The sequence below is a fragment of the Methylovorus mays genome (genome assembly GCF_020531915.1).
Taxonomy (GTDB): Bacteria; Pseudomonadota; Gammaproteobacteria; order Burkholderiales; family Methylophilaceae; genus Methylovorus; species Methylovorus mays.
Map to the genome: position 1 here is coordinate 417,018 of NZ_JAJAVG010000008.1, position 16,397 is coordinate 433,414.

16 protein-coding genes are annotated in these 16,397 nt (G+C 52.8%); 4 read left to right on the forward strand and 12 right to left on the reverse strand.

The window, feature by feature from the left end; genetic code table 11:
* Positions 1–8: 8 nt before the first annotated feature.
* Positions 9–464 (reverse strand): rhodanese-like domain-containing protein, encoded by a 456-nt coding sequence (locus LG203_RS12420; RefSeq protein WP_230346048.1) that lies wholly within the window; start codon positions 462–464, stop codon positions 9–11.
* Between the two features lie 267 nt (positions 465–731).
* On the opposite strand from LG203_RS12420, the gene glnA reads away from it, so the two are divergent.
* The 4 genes from glnA (at position 732) to ntrC (ending at position 5,386) form a co-directional block, all read left to right on the forward strand.
* The gene (gene glnA, locus LG203_RS12425) at positions 732–2,141 is read left to right on the forward strand and encodes a type I glutamate--ammonia ligase (RefSeq protein WP_230346049.1); all 1,410 of its coding nucleotides are present in this window, start codon (positions 732–734) and stop codon (positions 2,139–2,141) included.
* Between the two features lie 114 nt (positions 2,142–2,255).
* The gene (locus LG203_RS12430; protein WP_230346050.1) at positions 2,256–2,747 is read left to right on the forward strand and encodes a DUF4124 domain-containing protein; all 492 of its coding nucleotides are present in this window, start codon (positions 2,256–2,258) and stop codon (positions 2,745–2,747) included.
* Positions 2,748–2,870: 123 nt separating this feature from the next.
* Positions 2,871–3,953 (forward strand): nitrogen regulation protein NR(II), encoded by a 1,083-nt coding sequence (gene glnL, locus LG203_RS12435; RefSeq protein WP_230335398.1) that lies wholly within the window; start codon positions 2,871–2,873, stop codon positions 3,951–3,953.
* Positions 3,954–3,997: 44 nt separating this feature from the next.
* Positions 3,998–5,386 carry a nitrogen regulation protein NR(I) gene (gene ntrC / locus LG203_RS12440; RefSeq protein WP_230346051.1) on the forward strand — a complete coding sequence of 463 codons (1,389 nt, stop codon included), beginning with the start codon at positions 3,998–4,000 and terminating at the stop codon, positions 5,384–5,386.
* Positions 5,387–5,425: 39 nt separating this feature from the next.
* On the opposite strand, the gene LG203_RS12445 is transcribed toward ntrC, so the two are convergent.
* From LG203_RS12445 to LG203_RS12495, 11 genes are all read right to left on the reverse strand, one after another.
* Positions 5,426–6,583: a tetratricopeptide repeat protein gene (locus tag LG203_RS12445; protein ID WP_268867399.1), complete on the reverse strand. Its 1,158-nt coding sequence runs from the start codon at positions 6,581–6,583 to the stop codon at positions 5,426–5,428.
* Between the two features lie 92 nt (positions 6,584–6,675).
* Entirely contained in the window at positions 6,676–6,924 is a 249-nt protein-coding gene (locus tag LG203_RS12450) for a hypothetical protein (protein ID WP_230346053.1), read from the reverse strand.
* Between the two features lie 68 nt (positions 6,925–6,992).
* Entirely contained in the window at positions 6,993–8,225 is a 1,233-nt protein-coding gene (locus LG203_RS12455) for a porin (protein ID WP_230346054.1), read from the reverse strand.
* Between the two features lie 370 nt (positions 8,226–8,595).
* On the reverse strand, positions 8,596–9,723 hold the full coding sequence (locus tag LG203_RS12460) for a deoxyguanosinetriphosphate triphosphohydrolase (protein ID WP_230346055.1): 1,128 nt from the start codon (positions 9,721–9,723) through the stop codon (positions 8,596–8,598).
* Positions 9,720–10,799: a 3-dehydroquinate synthase gene (gene aroB / locus LG203_RS12465; RefSeq protein ID WP_230346056.1), complete on the reverse strand. Its 1,080-nt coding sequence runs from the start codon at positions 10,797–10,799 to the stop codon at positions 9,720–9,722. Before aroB ends, LG203_RS12460 begins: the two co-directional genes overlap by 4 nt.
* Positions 10,800–10,804: 5 nt before the next feature.
* Positions 10,805–11,311: a shikimate kinase AroK gene (gene aroK, locus LG203_RS12470; protein ID WP_230346057.1), complete on the reverse strand. Its 507-nt coding sequence runs from the start codon at positions 11,309–11,311 to the stop codon at positions 10,805–10,807.
* A gap of 65 nt (positions 11,312–11,376) precedes the next feature.
* Positions 11,377–13,521 carry a type IV pilus secretin family protein gene (gene pilQ / locus LG203_RS12475; RefSeq protein ID WP_230346058.1) on the reverse strand — a complete coding sequence of 715 codons (2,145 nt, stop codon included), beginning with the start codon at positions 13,519–13,521 and terminating at the stop codon, positions 11,377–11,379.
* A 9-nt stretch (positions 13,522–13,530) separates the two neighbouring features.
* Positions 13,531–14,064, reverse strand: coding sequence for a pilus assembly protein PilP (locus LG203_RS12480; protein ID WP_230346059.1), 534 nt, complete (start codon positions 14,062–14,064; stop codon positions 13,531–13,533).
* Positions 14,065–14,078: 14 nt separating this feature from the next.
* Positions 14,079–14,711, reverse strand: coding sequence for a type IV pilus inner membrane component PilO (locus LG203_RS12485; protein ID WP_230346060.1), 633 nt, complete (start codon positions 14,709–14,711; stop codon positions 14,079–14,081).
* Positions 14,708–15,289 carry a PilN domain-containing protein gene (locus tag LG203_RS12490; RefSeq protein ID WP_230346061.1) on the reverse strand — a complete coding sequence of 194 codons (582 nt, stop codon included), beginning with the start codon at positions 15,287–15,289 and terminating at the stop codon, positions 14,708–14,710. Before LG203_RS12490 ends, LG203_RS12485 begins: the two co-directional genes overlap by 4 nt.
* Positions 15,286–16,359, reverse strand: a complete 1,074-nt coding sequence (locus tag LG203_RS12495; protein ID WP_230346062.1) for a pilus assembly protein PilM — start codon at positions 16,357–16,359, stop codon at positions 15,286–15,288. Before LG203_RS12495 ends, LG203_RS12490 begins: the two co-directional genes overlap by 4 nt.
* Positions 16,360–16,397: the final 38 nt, after the last annotated feature.

Sequence of the window (16,397 nt, forward strand, 5' to 3'; positions counted from 1 at the left end):
GTCTGTATTTAACTATTCGTCCAGGGCAGGCCAGCCGCTTTCCAGCCATTAATCTTGCCACGCTGACCGGTTTGAGGATCAGTAGCACCTTCAAAACCTTCCAGTATGTTGTAAGCCTCGGTATATCCCATGGAATTAGCCAGCACTGCTGCATTGTGCGAACGGCCACCGGTACGGCACAAAAACATCACCAAGGCTTCGCGATCGACCTGCTTGTCGAGATGAGCAGCAAAATCAGGATTGGCTACCATGCCGGGATAAAATGCCCATTCAATGCTCAAGGCCTGAGGTACACGCCCCACCAACTCAAGCTCGGCGCGGCTTCTTACATCCACCAGACGGGCGCCTGGCGCAGATGACATGATGTACTGCGCTTCTTCGGGTGTCAGGGCGCCTGCGTAAGGCAAATTATTCGCCTGAGCACGCTGCTTGGCTTTTTGTAATATTTGATTGATAGTTTCCATAGTGCGCTCGAATATTCTGTAGATTTACCCCGAAGTATAGCGATAAATTTGCCGGACAAGTAGAAAGCACCAAATTGGTGCAATCAACCCATTGGCCGCCCCCATTCGGTGCCCAGCTTTTTTATTCTCTTTTCTAAGTGATTATGTGAAAATGAGAATCTCGGGGTTTCCGATGGCACGTTTCCTGCTAGATATATTCAGCAGTTTTTCTATCAAACCGTAGTGTTTGATTACTTAATTTACGCTTTTACGTTTTAGGAGAATGAAATGGCGGTAGCCGACGTAATGAAAATGGTGAAGGAAAATGACATCAAGTTTGTTGATTTCCGTTTCACCGACACCAGAGGTAAAGAACAGCACGTAACTGTACCCATCTCAGCGTTCGATGAAAGCAAATTTACCGAAGGCCACGCATTCGACGGTTCATCTATCGCTGGCTGGAAAGGTATTCAAGCTTCCGACATGCAATTGATGCCTGATCCTGAAACTGCCAACATCGATCCATTCATGGACGAACCTACTCTGATTCTGAGCTGTGACGTGGTAGATCCTACCGACGGCAAGGGCTATGACCGTTGCCCACGCAGCTTGGCAAAACGCGCTGAGGCTTATCTGAAGTCCAGCGGTCTGGGCGACACCGCCTACTTCGGTCCAGAACCCGAATTCTTCATTTTCGATTCCATTCAGTGGAATGCCAGCATGGAAGGCTGTTCCGTCAAGATCAACTCCGAAGAAGGTGCATGGGCATCTGGCGAGAAGTTCGAAAGCGGCAACACCGGTCACCGCCCTGGCGTCAAGGGCGGCTACTTCCCAGTACCTCCAGTCGATTCATTGCAAGACCTGCGTTCCGCCATGGTCATTGCTCTGGAAGGCATGGGCGTTCCTGTTGAAGTGCATCACCACGAAGTGGCGACGGCTGGTCAATGTGAAATCGGCACCAAGTTCAGCACCCTGGTACAACGTGCTGACTGGACCCAAGTGCTGAAGTATGTGGTACTGAACACCGCCCACGCTTACGGCAAGACCGCCACTTTCATGCCTAAGCCTATCGTTGGCGACAACGGTTCCGGCATGCATGTGCACCAATCCGTATGGAAAGACGGCAAGAACCTGTTCGCAGGTAACGGCTACGCTGGCCTGTCCGAGTTCGCCCTGTACTACATCGGCGGCATCATCAAGCACGCTCGCGCTTTGAACGCCATCACCAACCCAGGCACCAACTCCTACAAGCGTCTGGTTCCTGGCTTTGAAGCTCCGGTGAAACTGGCATACTCTGCCAAGAACCGTTCGGCTTCGATCCGCATTCCTTTCGTGCATTCCGACAAGGCTCGCCGTGTTGAAGCTCGCTTCCCTGATCCTACAGCCAACCCATACCTGGCATTCAGCGCCTTGCTGATGGCTGGTCTGGACGGCGTACAGAACAAGATTCATCCAGGTGAACCAGCGACCAAGGATCTCTACCATCTGCCTCCTGAAGAAGATGCAGCGATCCCAACCGTTTGTTCCTCACTGGAACAAGCACTGGAATACCTGGACAAGGACCGCGAGTTCCTTACCCGCGGTGGTGTGTTCTCCGATGACTGGATCGACAGCTACATTGCATTGAAGATGGAAGAAGTCACCAAGATGCGCATGACTCCTCACCCAATCGAATTTGCCATGTACTACAGCTGCTAATCACAGCATGTTAAAAAAGGCGGGGCGACCCGCCTTTTTTATTGTCTGTCACTCTTGCGCACATCTTCACCGGCGCGCGTTGCCACCTCGTAGCTTCTCATCTAAACTCAATGCATGAAATTTCTATTGCTGTGTTACGGCTTGCTGCTTTGTTTTACGGTGCAAGCGGCCGATATCTACAAGTGCGTTGATGAGTCGGGGCAACCGACATTCACGGACGCCAAGACTCGAACGCTCTACAAAAATTGTCATCTTTTCCTGAAGGGCGACAATGCCTTGCCCGTACCGCAAACAAAAAAAGAGCGAGCAAGAACACCCACACCTTCAGATTTTCCCAAAGTCGACAAAAACACCCAAACGCGACGCGATGATACGCGCAGGCAAATTCTGCAAGACGAGTTGGCCAGCGAAAAAAAGGCTCTGGAAGAAGCTCGACAGGCTTATGACGAGGGTAGCGCCAAGCCCGAGGTGTACCGCACTGCCGATGGCAAGACCCTCAGGAACGTAGCAAAATTTGAAGAGAAAATGCGCCGCCTCAAAGCGGATGTTGATACCCATGAAAACAATGTGAAGTTACTGCAAAAAGAACTTGATGGCATGAAATAAGCATATTTTTCATTGGGTTGCGTGTTGCACATGCACATTTAAAACTGAGGCGCCCTATCTTATGCAACGCTTTTCCTCCCATTCAAAGCCCGGCTCTGGCCTGGCTTTTGCTTAAGCACTGCCATGGTACATATTATTCCTCCTACATTTGCTGGTCTTGAACATCTCGCTACTGCCGTCATTCTTCTGGATGACTCCCGCAAGGTTCTATATGCCAATCCTGGCGCTGAAATCCTCTTTGCGCTAAGCGCAAAACAAATTACCGGACTGGATATTTTCCAGGTATTTCCTGAATGCGAAATCCTGCATTCAGCGGTGGAAAACGCCATTAGCAATCGCAGTCCATTCCGTGAACATGAGTTTCTGATTACCACCATGCGTCAAAACTCGGTGGCTGTTACCTGCACAGTAACCCCAGTCGATGTCAATCCAGCCTGCTTGGTGCTTGAGTTCCAGCAGATGGATCAGCAACTACGCATTGCGCGGGAGGAACGCATGCTCATCCAGCAGCAAGCCAACGCCGAGTTGCTGCGCAACCTCGCTCACGAAATCCGTAATCCGCTAGGCGGACTGCGGGGTGCCGCGCAATTGCTGGAGCATGAGCTCCCCCAGGTCAACCTGCGCGAATATACCCAAGTCATCATCAAGGAGGCAGATCGCCTGCAATCATTGATGGATCGTTTGCTGGTGCCGCATCGCGTACCCAAATATGAGCCGACCAACATTCATGAAGTACTGGAACGCGTGCGCAGCCTATTGCTGGCAGAGTCACCCAAAGCCATTATGGTCAAACGGGATTATGACACCAGCCTGCCCGAGCTGATCGGCGACCGCGAGAAGCTGATACAAGCCGTGCTGAATATTGCCCGCAATGCTGCACAGGCCATGCAGGGCACAGGGCAGATCACCTTGCGCACCCGCGCCGAGCGGCAGGTCACCCTGGCAAAGAAACGTTATCGCGTGGCCATCCGTCTGCAGATTATCGACAATGGCCCCGGCATCCCCCCCGATATCCGCGACCGCATTTTTTACCCATTGGTCTCAGGCCGCGAAGGCGGTTCAGGCCTAGGGCTGACACTGGCACAGACATTTATCACCCAGCATCATGGCATGATTGAATGTGAGAGCGAGCCCGGCAAAACCTGCTTCACCATTCTGCTGCCCATCGAAACGACCGCCATGAAAGGCTTTATTGCCAAGCAGTAAACTCACGTTGAACACATGAACGATTTTAAACACACAGGCAAGCTATGAAACCAATCTGGATTATTGACGACGACAAATCGATACGCTGGGTCTTTGAAAAAGCGCTGGCGCGCACCGACATGGATTTCAAGACCTTCGCCTCTGTACCCGAGGCACTCAATGCGCTGACCCGCGAGGAACCACAGGTGATTGTCAGCGACATTCGCATGCCCAACGGCTCTGGCCTGGATTTCCTGGATGAAGTAAAAAAACGCCTGCCTGAGATTCCCGTCATCATCATGACGGCATACTCCGATCTTGAGAGTGCTGTTGCGGCATTTCAGGGTGGCGCTTTTGAATATCTCGCCAAGCCTTTTGATGTGGACCAGGCAATAGAAATTATTCGACGTGCCGTGGAAGAAAGCATGCGGCAAGCCACAGAAACCGTCACGCCAGAAGCGACGCCGGAGATTATTGGCCAAGCCCCTGCCATGCAGGAGGTATTTCGCGCCATTGGCCGCCTCAGCCGCTCCCATGCCACCGTACTCATCAATGGTGAATCAGGTACCGGCAAGGAACTCGTTGCCAGCGCCTTGCATCGCCATAGTCCGCGCGCAGACAAACCGTTTATTGCGATCAATACCGCAGCGATTCCCAAGGATCTGCTGGAGTCCGAGCTGTTCGGCCATGAACGCGGTGCCTTCACCGGCGCCCAGGCTGCACGGCGTGGCCGCTTTGAACAAGCCGACGGCGGCACCCTGTTTCTGGATGAAATTGGCGACATGCCTTCTGATCTGCAAACGCGCTTGCTGCGCGTGTTGTGTGACGGGCAATTCTATCGCGTAGGTGGCCACCAGCCAGTGAAGGTCAACGTACGCATTATCGCGGCCACTCACCAGGATCTGGAAGAGCGCGTCAAACTGGGCCTGTTCCGTGAGGACTTGTTCCACCGTCTCAACGTCATCCGCCTGCGCCTGCCGCCATTACGCGAACGCCGTGAAGATGTGCCTCTGCTAGTCAAGCACTTCCTGCAACAAAGTGCGCAGGAGCTCGGCGTGGAAGCCAAACAACCGTCTGCAAGTGCGCTACGTTACCTCGCCACCATGAGCTGGAGCGGTAATGTGCGGCAGCTGGAGAATGTCTGCCACTGGCTGACAGTGATGGCACCTGGACAGAATATTGATGTAGCGGACTTGCCGCCAGAGCTGAAAGAAGACAGCAGCAAACCCACCACCGCCACTTCGTGGCAAGAAGCACTGGCAGCAGAAGTGATGGACGCCCTTAACCGCGGAGAACAGGAAATCCTGGAAACGCGCACCAAGGAATTTGAAAAAATCCTGATCAGCCGTGCGCTGAGCCACACTGGTGGGCGGAGGATTGAGGCGGCCACCCAACTAGGCATGGGCCGCAACACCCTCACTCGCAAGATTCAGGAACTTGGGATTGAAGAGTAAGCAAACCGCAACGTAGCTCGCCGAGATCGGGCCAGCAGATTAACGCTGGCCCACCTCGGTAATTTTCACCACCACTTGCTTGGTAAAGAAACTAACCGCCAGATATTGGTAGCGCCAGCCATAAGCGGCGACGGCTTCCTGGAAGGCCTTGTACTCATCCTCGCGCCAATGCTCGTTGCCGATGTATTCGTCAAATATGATCACCGTACCCGGGACAATACGCCGGGCCAACGTGTCCAGCACGGTTTTGGTTGAACTATAGATATCGCAATCGATGTTGATAAGGCGCGCAGGGCCCTCATGGTTTGTAACGAATGCAGGCAAGGCTTCATCAAACCATCCCGCATGCAGCTTGACCAAAGGTGGCACTTTGGGGATCACGCCCTTGGTGGAATAACTTCCGCGAGATTCCGCATGCCAATCCTCAGGCAAGCCTTGAAAGCTGTCAAAACCATGCGCCTCTTGCCCGACCAGCTGCACCAGCTGCCGGATACTGTTACCGTGCCTCACCCCAAACTCCAGAACCAAGCCCTTGATATTGGCTTGAGCAACGGCGCGTTTAAATGTCACAAGGTTGCTACCCGTTATCACGGGCTTCTCTGGTAACGCACGAAAATAATGCCAGGCATCCAGACGGGCTTTCATCAGCGGGCTCGTGATATCCAGCATCTGCTCCACCTGCAGGCTTTGATCCGGCTTGCCTGCATAGTCCAGCAGAATTGCCAGCATCAAGCGCGCCTCCTCGTCATGTGGATTCAAGACCAACACCTTGTTCAACGCCTCACAGGCCGAAAGGTAATCGCCGGGCCGAATCAACAACGCATGAAGGTTATACCAGGCATCAAGATAACGGGCATCCAGTGCAATCGCCGCCTGATAGCACTGCTCAGCCTCTTTGAGCTTACCCTGCTCGTGCCAGGCCAAGCCTAAATTGCTATGGAACTGCGGATTTTTGCCATTGATCTTGATGGCTTTTTGAAAATGCTGCGTCGCCTTTTCCATATTGCCATCTTGCAACGCAATAACACCAAGCAAATGAATGGCATCTGCCTGTCTGGGCTGCGCGGAAAGTATCTGCTGACACAAAACTGCTGCATCTTTTGCATTGCCTGACGCTTGCCACTGATGTGCAGTCCGCAATGCCAGCAAAAGGTTTGAGGAAGTTATCTCGAAAGACTGTTGTTGATGAAAGTCCATACCTGCTTAGATCCACCCAAGTGATGATGCACCATAACGTTTTCCACCGTTATGGTGCAGTTTACTACTGACAGTAAGCCATTAAGACTGACTCAGCGCACGCACTGAAACGTCAATTCGCGACGACCACCGACGGCACTTTCATTCTTCTTGATCGTTGCGTATTCGCCAGCACAAGCCTTGCGAGCTTTTACATGACAGGAATTCCAGTCTTCAACTGCACCACTGCATGAGGTGTAATACTCGCCATTACCCTTGGGGACTACTGCCTGCTGTTCGCCATGCATCAATTGCGCACAGCCCACAAGTAACAAGACAAAACCAATCAACATGAATTTCATTTTATATTCCCAAATAAAAAACGGCACCCGAAGGTGCCGTTCAAGCTTCAAGTCAACTAAGAATAATCTTAGAAGAACAGGATCGCGCCCAGAGACACGGTCTTAGCCTTGCCGTCTTGGCCAGCGCTGTAACCCATGTTTTCCAGCTTGTTGTCGGTGTATTCTGCAACCAGATTCAAGCTCTTGGTCAGAGGGTGGTATGCACCAACGATCCAGGACTTGTTCTCGAATTCAGCAACACCTTGACCAGCGGTTGGATCAGACTTGCTGACGCCGTAGGAAGCGCCCAGCTTGGTGCCAACGCCAGGCAATACGTAGGTAGCTTGTACGTAGCCGCCCTTGTCATCAGACTTGCCAACATTGCTGAAGAACAATGCGCCGTTAGGAATCAGAGCAGTACCACCAGCCAGTGTAGTGGTAGAACCGGACAGACCCTTACCATCGTAGTAGTAACCAACCAGACCGAAGCCTGCTACGTTTACCTTACCGCCGATATCCCAGCCGCGTGATGTGTAACCATCAAAATCGGAAGCAGGAGTAATTACTACGTTACCAGCAGAGTCAAGTGCTGCGGAAGCAGCAGTAGTACCGCTTTGATGCTTCTGGCTGATAGCACCCAACCAAACCTTACCAGCGTAATCGCCGGTCCACTCGTAGGTAACCTTACCTTCGTAGCCCATGTCCTTCTTAGTCGTGTCGGAACCATTAGTCCAAGGCTCACGAACACCAACTGCGAAGCTGAAGCCATTCCAGTTTGGAGACATGTAGGAGATTTGACCAACCCAGTCAGCGTACATGTAACCGGAACCGATACGACCCAGAGTGGATGAACCACCTGCGCCAGCACCAACACCAACACCCAGCAGAGTCATGTCAGACAGGATAGCGTCAGAAGCGAAAATGCCCAGATCACGACCACCCTTGATGGTACCCCAGCTCTTGTCACCGAAAGTCAAGTAAGCTTGACGAATGTTCAGGCTGTTGTTGCCCAAGCTGGTACCGCTACCGGAATCAGAGCCAGTGAAGAATGTGAATTGGAAAGCGATGTCCAGATCGTTTTGACGAGTCTTACCACCGATACCCAGAGCGGATGGCAGCAGACCGGTTTGTACGGTATTGGTCTTGTTCTCAGAACCAGTATCCAGATCGCCGGAAACTTTAGTGTGAGTGTAGTAAGCGTTAACGTTACCACCGATGTCGATTGTCCAATCACCAGCAGGGATGGTGATCGCAGCGTTAGCAGCAGATGCGCCAAATGCCATTACAGCACCAGCTACTGCCAGGCCCAGTTTCTTGTTCATATAAATCTCCTAATGCGTTTTATATTAACTTCCGTACACTTTTTGCATGTGCATCGAAAGAGTTCGCGAACTCCCCTTGCGAGAAGGTAGATGCAGTATGCCAAAGTCGAAAGTTGAGCCGCAAGACAAATATACGAATTAGTTACAATTTATTAACAAATGTTGTTTAAATGCAACATCATGAAAGTTTGTGTAAAGACGCACGATAAAAACAATAAGCGCCATCACAAAAAATTCATTCTTAATCAGATGATTAGATAATTGTTCTCATAGCCAAAAGAGGTGGCGCCAAGGAGAGCTGACACAGGCCATGTAATCCCTGCGAGAGGTATTCAATATGCCAGCGCGGGGTTTACATGCAAATTGTCAGCTACAGCTCTCGCTCAGAAATGGAAAAGAGGCGCTGATATTCACGCATGGCATAGCGATCCGTCATGCCAGCAATATAGTCGGCCACGGCGCGAGGCTTGTCCTGTTCTGCACGTTGCTGAAACTCGTCCGGCATGATGGTGCTGTCTTGAATGAACTCACGAAACAGTTCGGTGATGATGCGATGCGCCTTGTTGCTCATCCGATTGACGCGATAGTGACGATAAAGCCTGGTGCGCAAAAACTTCTTAAGCTCGGCTTGCTGTTTCGCCATGCCAGCACTGAAGCTGATCAGCGAGGGGGCCTGCCGAACATCCTCAATCGAGCCAGGTGCATGTTCGGTAATTTTCCGGCTGCTTTCCGTACACAAATCCACGATCTGGCTATTAATCATGCGACGTATGGTTTCATGTATCAGGCGGCGATCGGCCAGATTGGGGTATTTGTCTTTAACCTGCTGCAGGTGCTCGGCAAAAATGGCCACCTCGGAAAGCTGCTCAAGGGAGATGAGCCCTGAACGCAAGCCGTCATCCACATCGTGGTTGTTGTAGGCAATCTCATCCGCCAGGTTGGCTACCTGCGCTTCCAGCGAGGGCTGGGTTTTATTGATGAAGCGCTCGCCCACATCGCCCAGTTTTCTAGCGTTTTTCAGCGAGCAATGCTTCAGAATTCCTTCACGCATTTCGAAGGTCAGATTCAGACCATCAAACTCTGCATAGCGCTGCTCAAGATGATCCACGACGCGCAGGGATTGCAGATTGTGCTCGAACCCGCCGTAATCCCGCATGCATTCATTCAAGGCATCCTGCCCGGCATGGCCAAATGGCGTATGGCCCAGGTCGTGTGCGAGGGCAATACCTTCGATGAGGTCCTCATGCAGGTTTAAATTGCGGGCAATAGCGCGACCAATCTGTGCCACTTCCAGACTGTGCGTAAGACGGGTGCGAAACAAATCGCCTTCGTGATTAACAAAGACTTGCGTCTTGTATTCGAGCCGCCGAAAAGCGCTGGAGTGAATGATGCGGTCGCGGTCGCGTTGAAACTGGTTGCGCCCCTGCGGGTCCGCTTCGGCATGACGCCGCCCCAGACTCCGCTCGGGATTGGCTGCATAATTCGCCAGCCGGCTCATGCTGCCAACGCCAAGGTTGCTTGCAGAGCGGCTTTGTCGTAATCACTGGTCACCAGAGATTTCCCTATGCCTTGCTGCAACACAAATCGAATCTTGCCATCCACGACCTTTTTATCCAGCCCCATCAAATCCAGGTACCGCTCCACACCCAAATCTGGCGCTTCCACCGGCAATCCTGCTGCAACAAATATGGCTCGCATTCTGGCGACTTCAGCCTCGCTCAGCCAGCCCATACGACGCGACAAATCCGCCGCCAGCATCGTTCCGGCGGCCACTGCTTCGCCATGCAGCCATACGCCATAGCCCATGGCATTTTCCACGGCATGACCAAAGGTATGTCCAAGATTCAGCAGGGCACGTTCACCTGACTCACGCTCATCTTTGGCCACCACCTCCGCCTTGTTCTCGCATGAGCGATAGATCGCATAGCGCAATGCATCTTCGTCCAGCGCCACCAGCTCGGCCATATGTGCTTCGAGCCACTCAAAGAATGGCAAGTCCCGGATCAGACCGTATTTGATGACTTCGGCCAGCCCCGCCGATAACTCACGCGCAGGCAAGGTATGCAGGGTGGCAATATCAGCCAGCACCAGCTGGGGCTGATAAAACGCACCTATCATGTTTTTGCCCAGAGGATGGTTAATCCCGGTTTTGCCACCGACCGAGGAATCCACCTGCGATAACAGCGTAGTAGGAATCTGAATGAAAGGCACACCACGCAAATAGGTCGCCGCCGCGTAACCCGTCAAGTCACCAATCACCCCGCCACCCAGCGCGATCAAGGTGGTACTGCGTTCGCACCGGTGCTGCAGCAATGCATCATAGATCAGATTCAGGGTATCGCTGTTTTTGTACTGTTCACCGTCCGGCAGGATGATGGGAATGACGGCAACACCCGCGGCCTGCAATGGTTGCGACAGTTGTTCCAGATACAGCGGAGCGACCGTGGTATTGGTCACGATGGCCACCTGCTTGCGCTTGAGATGCGGCAAAATCAAATCTGCCCTTCCCAGTAGATGACTGCCGATATGGATAGGGTAGGCGCGCTCGCCCAACTCAACCTGTAATGTCTGCATATTCCTTAACCAATCAATGATTCAATCTGCTGAACAATGGTGTTAACCGACTGGCCGCCCGTATCCACCACATGATGCGCCACTTCGCGATACAAAGGGTCGCGCTGTTCGAATAATTGTTCAAGTCGCTTGCGGGGATCCGCAGTTTGCAACAAGGGGCGATTTTTATCGTTGCGCGTTCTGATCCACAACTCGTTTACATGCGCCCTCAGGTAAATGACGGTGCCATGCTGCTTGAGGTTCTTGCGGTTTTCTTCCAGCAGGACTGCACCGCCACCGGTGGCCACCACCACATCAGGCATGCGCACCAGCTCATCTATCATGGCGCTTTCACGTCGACGAAAACCCGACTCGCCTTCCACCTCAAAAATATAGGGAATACTGACACCCGTGCGGCGCTCAATCTCGTGGTCGCTGTCGTAGAACGCTTTATGCAGATGCTTGGCCAGCACACGTCCCACGGTGGTTTTGCCTGCACCCATCAGCCCGACAAAAAAGATGTTCCCCGCCATAAAAAATGCCTGTTATTTTCATAACAGGCATTTTAAGGGATTACGTTCGGACTGTCAGATATTGTCTAGCGGATAGACAGATTGTCATCCATGATCTTGGGCGTGATGAAAATCAGCAGTTCGGTTTTGTCATTCTGCTTCACACGGCGTTTGAATGCGTTACCCAGGAATGGAATATCGCCAAAGAACGGCACCTTGTCCACATCGTTACGTTCGGTTTGCTCGTAAATGCCACCCAGCACAGCCGTTTCGCCGTTGGATACCAGTACCTGCGTATCCACACTCTGCGTTTCAATCGACGGCACACCGGAGAAAATCTGGCCCACACGGTCTTTCTTGATGGTAAGGTCCATGATGATCTTGTCATCCGGCGTTACTTGCGGCGTGACTTCCAGGCTGAGCGTCGCATCCACAAACTGCACACTGGTGGCGCCACTGCTGCTGGCACGCAAATAAGGAATCTTGGTACCTTGCTGGATCTGGGCTTTTTTCTGATTGGCCGTGGTCACGCGCGGACTGGACACCACCTTGCCGCGTTTGTCAGTTTCCAGCGCCGACAATTCCAGGTTGAGCAACAGGCCGGCTGGCAGGCGCAGCAGGGTAAAGGCCAGGTTGCCGTAAGCATTCGAAACCGGCAGGTTGGACATCAGGTCAGGCTCGCCATCAGAACTGGTCGCCGTGCTGCCTGTGGTAGCAGTCTGAATAGTACCGTTGTGGGTACCTTGGGTGATGGTGCCATCGCTGGAAACTTCCGTAATACGGTTACCCAAAGTACCACCAATCACATTCTGGCCATCTGCACTCTGCTGGGTCATCCCAAACCGGGCACCCAGGCTCTTGCCAAACTTTTCGTCCGCAATCACCAGGCGCGACTCGATCATGACCTGCTTCACCGGAATATCGGTCTTGTTGATGATCTGCTGGATTTCTTCCAAGTGTCTTGCCGTATCCTGCACAAATACAGTATTGGTTCTGGGGTCCAGCACAGCGCTGCCGCGCTTGGACAATATCTTCTGCTTTTCATCGGTCAGAATATTCTTGAGCGATTCGGCCTTCATGTATTTCAGGGTAAAGACTTCCGTACGCACTGGCTCCAAGTCTTCAATCTGCTGGCTGGCTTCCAGGCTCAGCTTCTCTTTGGCTGCCACTTCCTCCATAGGCGCCACCATGATGACATTGCCGGATTTACGCTGCGTCAGCCCTTTGCTGGACATGATGATATCCAGCGCCTGATCCCAGGGAACATCTTTCAAGCGCAAGGTCAGGTTGCCGGAGACGGTATCGCTGGTAATGATGTTCAAGCCGGTAAAATCGGCGATCACCTGCAGCACAGAGCGCACATCAATATTCTGGAAATTCAAGGAAAGCTTTTCACCGGCATAGCCGGGCTTGCTGCCCTGTACCAGCTTGTTGGGATCTTCCACCACTGGACGTACATCAATAATGAATTTCTTGTCAGCCTGATAGGCAGACTGCTCCCAGTTGCCCTTGGGCTCGATCACCAAGCGGGTATTCTTGCCTTGCTGCATGGCATCTACATACAGCACGGGCGTATTGAAATTGATCACGTTCAGGCGACGTTGCAAGGAAGCCGCAATATCAGTATTCACGAAATCCACCACGATGGTTTTGCCCTGCTGGCGGATATCAATGCCGGCAGCCGGGTCAGACAAATCCACCATGACACGCCCCTCGCCATTCTTGCCGCGCATGAAGTCCACATTGGTCACACTATGCGATTTATCGCCCACCTTGGGCTCGGCAAAACGCGTCACCGTGGTCTGGTTGGCAGCAACTTCGCTGGTTTGCAGCAAGATGATCGTGGCGTTGCCATCGGTACTGGTGCTATAGCCCACAGACTTGCTGAGGTTCAGCACCATGCGAGTTCTGTCTTTTGCCTGCGCCAGGCTGACGCTTTTCAGCACGCCCTGCTCAGCGGTCACGCTACTGCGTTGCAATCCATTGCCAACCCCGGGAAAATCCAGCGCGATGCGGGAGGGGTTGGTCAGGGTAAAGCCGGCAGGCACATTGGAAAGTGGCTGGGTGGTCTGTATGCGCACCGCGACCCGCCCACCGGGCATGGCCGAAAACTCGACCTTTTCGATTTTGTTAGGGAATGCGCTCTGCTCATCCGCAGCCGCCGCGGGTGAAACTAGCGTCAACATCGCGAAGATGCCCGCCAGGCCGCTAAAAAATTTGCTGTATGTCATTTCACCACCCTATTCCTGCAATCCCATGCTTGAAGTTCTTTCCGTCCAGTCGCCGCTGAGCTCGTCCTGGACGATTTCTTTTAATACCACTGCGTCATCATTAATATCGGTCACAATCCCGAAATTTTGACCCACGTAATTGCCTATTTTTACTTGCTGGATATTTTCATCCGGCGTTTTTATCAGGGCATACTTCAAATTGGCTTTGCTGAGCGAGCCAACGTACTTGAGACTTTCCAGCGGATACCCCTCAAGCGGCTCACGCGTACGATTGAGATTAGGCTGCACACCGCGGCTGGACTGGGCTTTGCGCGCCTTGAAAGGGTCATGCAAAGTACCATCCGCGTTATATTCAAACGGGCTGTATGGCTTTACTTCGGGGATGGGTTCGATCTTTACTTTCATATCCTTGGCCGCGTTCTGCATGAACTGGTCCAGGTCATCCCCCTGGTCGCCGCCGCAGGAACTCAGCGTCAATGCAAGACACACTGCCCAGATGGCGGGCAAGGCTGCCAGGACTGAAGTTCGGGAGTGATTCATCATATTGGCCGTGTCCCTTATTTCTTGTTCGCTTTTTCAGCGGCTTTTTTGGCGGCCACTTCATTGGCATCAAGATACCGATAAGTCTTGGCAACGGCTTCCATCACCAGCTTCGAATCTTTGCTATCCTTGTTGGCGCTGCTGATCGCAATATCATTAAGTGTCACGATGCGGGAAAGGCGCGAAACGTCCGCCGCAAACAGGCCCAGATCATGATAATTGCCTATCACCTTGATCGAGATGGGCATCTCGGCATAGAAATCCGCCACCACTTCCTGTCCGGGTTTGAAGAGTTCAAACTCCAGGCCGCGCTCCAGGCCTACCTGGTTGATATCGGTCAAGAGACCATCCATCTGGGATTTATCCGGCAACTGCTTCAGCAATGCGCCAAATGTTCTTTCAATCTCCACCATCTGCTTTTTGTAAGCATCCAGATTGATGGCCTGGCGCTTTTTGCTGACAAACACTTCACGCAACTGGCCTTCCTTCGCTTTGGCCTGATCCAGCTCCTCCAGCGATGGGCTCCAGACAAACCAGTAGCCAGCGGCCACAATCAGCAGCAGCATTACACCCAGCAATACCGCCTTCACTGGCAATGGCAGGTTGCCAGCGGTCTTTAGATCAATCTGGTTGAAATCCTGTAAATTCATGAGATTTTGCCCTCAGGCTTATCAGCGCTATCAGGCTGCCGGGTCTTGATGTTGACGTTCATGATGAAGTCATTCTGCTTGAGGCCATTGACGGTAGCGGACTTGATTTCAACCAGACCAGGCGATTCCATCGCAGGGGAAGACGAAAGGTTGCGCACCAGCGCGGCAACACGGGCATTGGTATCGGCGATACCTTCAATCGTGATCAATGCGCCCTGCTGCTTGATGGATTTCAGGAACATCCCTTCCGGCAGCTCACGCGACAGTTCATCAAGCACCATCACCGTCTGGCTGCGATTGGTTTGCAAGTTTTCCACCACTTGCTTGCGTTCAAGCACGGCACCGATTTCATTTTTCAGCTCCTTGATCTCGGCAATCTGCTGATCAAGCTGGGTGTTTGCCTGCTCCAGCCGCGTATTACGGCCTACCTGGGCATCGATACTGGCGCCGATAAACGTCTGTACCATAAAGACAATAACCACCCCCAGAATCAGCGTCCCCACCAGCATGAGGTTGAATTCGCGCTGACGTTCCGCGCGCTTGATCTGCCGGTGTGGCAGCAGGTTGATTCTGATCATGCATCCACCCCGCGCATCGCCAGTCCGCAAGCAATCAGCAAGGATGGCGCATCGGCCACCAGTTGCTGCTGCTTGATTTTGGGATTAATCGTCATGCCGGCAAACGGATTGGCGATGATCGCATTCACTTGCGTGCGCTCTTGCACCAGTGCATCAATACCTGGAATCGCGGCACAACCGCCCGCCAGGATAATGTGATCGACCCGATTGTACTGGGTAGAGCTCGTGAAGAACTGCAGGGCACGTGCCACTTCAAGCGCCAGGGTCTGCATGAAAGGCTGCATGACTTCGGACTCGTAGCTTTCAGGCAAGCCGCCTTTGCGCTTGGAGATTTCAGCTTCTTCTGGCGTAAGGCCAAAGCGGCGCTGAATTTCCTGGGTTAGCTGGCCGCCGCCGAAGGTCTGCTCACGGATATATACCGACTGATTGTCATGCAGAACATTGATGTGCGTCATGACCGCGCCGATATCGACGATCATCACGGTTTGCTCACGCCCATGATTGGGCAATTGATTAGCGATCAGCGTGTAAGCTGCCTCGGTAACGTAGGTTTCCACATCCACCACTAGCGCCTTGAGGCCAGCGCCTTCGACAGCAGCAACACGATCTTCGATTTTTTCCTTGCGAGAGGCCGCGATCAGGACTTCCACTTCATCCGGACTATTGGTCGCAGGACCCAGCACCTGAAAGTCGATATTGACCTCATCCAGCGAAAAGGGAATGTATTGATTGGCTTCGCCTTCGACTTGCAGCTCCATCTCTTCTTCGCGCAAGCCGCCAGGCATGAGGACTTTTTTACTGATCACCGCAGCAGCTGGCAAAGCCAGTGCCGTGCGTTTTTCACGTGAACCGAGGAGCTTCCAGGCGCGCTTGACGGCATCAGCCACCTGCTCCAGCCCGGCGATGTTGCCATCGACGACGGCATCTTTGGCCAGCGAGGCGATAGCGTACCCCTCAAGGTGATACCCCCCCTTGCTTCCCGTCGACAGCTCGACCATTTTGACGGAGCTAGCGCTTATGTCCACCCCCACCAACGGCTGCGTCTTTTCTTTGAAAAAGTCGAATTTCAAAATGAAATTCCCTTTCTTTATTGAGTAGTTACGCGCAA

Bases quoted from the DNA above. Each gene is read 5' to 3' on its own strand.
- LG203_RS12420 (WP_230346048.1), bottom strand. From the start codon at position 464: ATGGAAACTATCAATCAAATATTACAAAAAGCCAAGCAGCGTGCTCAG.
- glnA (WP_230346049.1), top strand. From the start codon at position 732: ATGGCGGTAGCCGACGTAATGAAAATGGTGAAGGAAAATGACATCAAG.
- LG203_RS12430 (WP_230346050.1), top strand. From the start codon at position 2,256: ATGAAATTTCTATTGCTGTGTTACGGCTTGCTGCTTTGTTTTACGGTG.
- glnL (WP_230335398.1), top strand. From the start codon at position 2,871: ATGGTACATATTATTCCTCCTACATTTGCTGGTCTTGAACATCTCGCT.
- ntrC (WP_230346051.1), top strand. From the start codon at position 3,998: ATGAAACCAATCTGGATTATTGACGACGACAAATCGATACGCTGGGTC.
- LG203_RS12445 (WP_268867399.1), bottom strand. From the start codon at position 6,583: ATGGACTTTCATCAACAACAGTCTTTCGAGATAACTTCCTCAAACCTT.
- LG203_RS12450 (WP_230346053.1), bottom strand. From the start codon at position 6,924: ATGAAATTCATGTTGATTGGTTTTGTCTTGTTACTTGTGGGCTGTGCG.
- LG203_RS12455 (WP_230346054.1), bottom strand. From the start codon at position 8,225: ATGAACAAGAAACTGGGCCTGGCAGTAGCTGGTGCTGTAATGGCATTT.
- LG203_RS12460 (WP_230346055.1), bottom strand. From the start codon at position 9,723: ATGAGCCGGCTGGCGAATTATGCAGCCAATCCCGAGCGGAGTCTGGGG.
- aroB (WP_230346056.1), bottom strand. From the start codon at position 10,799: ATGCAGACATTACAGGTTGAGTTGGGCGAGCGCGCCTACCCTATCCAT.
- aroK (WP_230346057.1), bottom strand. From the start codon at position 11,311: ATGGCGGGGAACATCTTTTTTGTCGGGCTGATGGGTGCAGGCAAAACC.
- pilQ (WP_230346058.1), bottom strand. From the start codon at position 13,521: ATGACATACAGCAAATTTTTTAGCGGCCTGGCGGGCATCTTCGCGATG.
- LG203_RS12480 (WP_230346059.1), bottom strand. From the start codon at position 14,064: ATGATGAATCACTCCCGAACTTCAGTCCTGGCAGCCTTGCCCGCCATC.
- LG203_RS12485 (WP_230346060.1), bottom strand. From the start codon at position 14,711: ATGAATTTACAGGATTTCAACCAGATTGATCTAAAGACCGCTGGCAAC.
- LG203_RS12490 (WP_230346061.1), bottom strand. From the start codon at position 15,289: ATGATCAGAATCAACCTGCTGCCACACCGGCAGATCAAGCGCGCGGAA.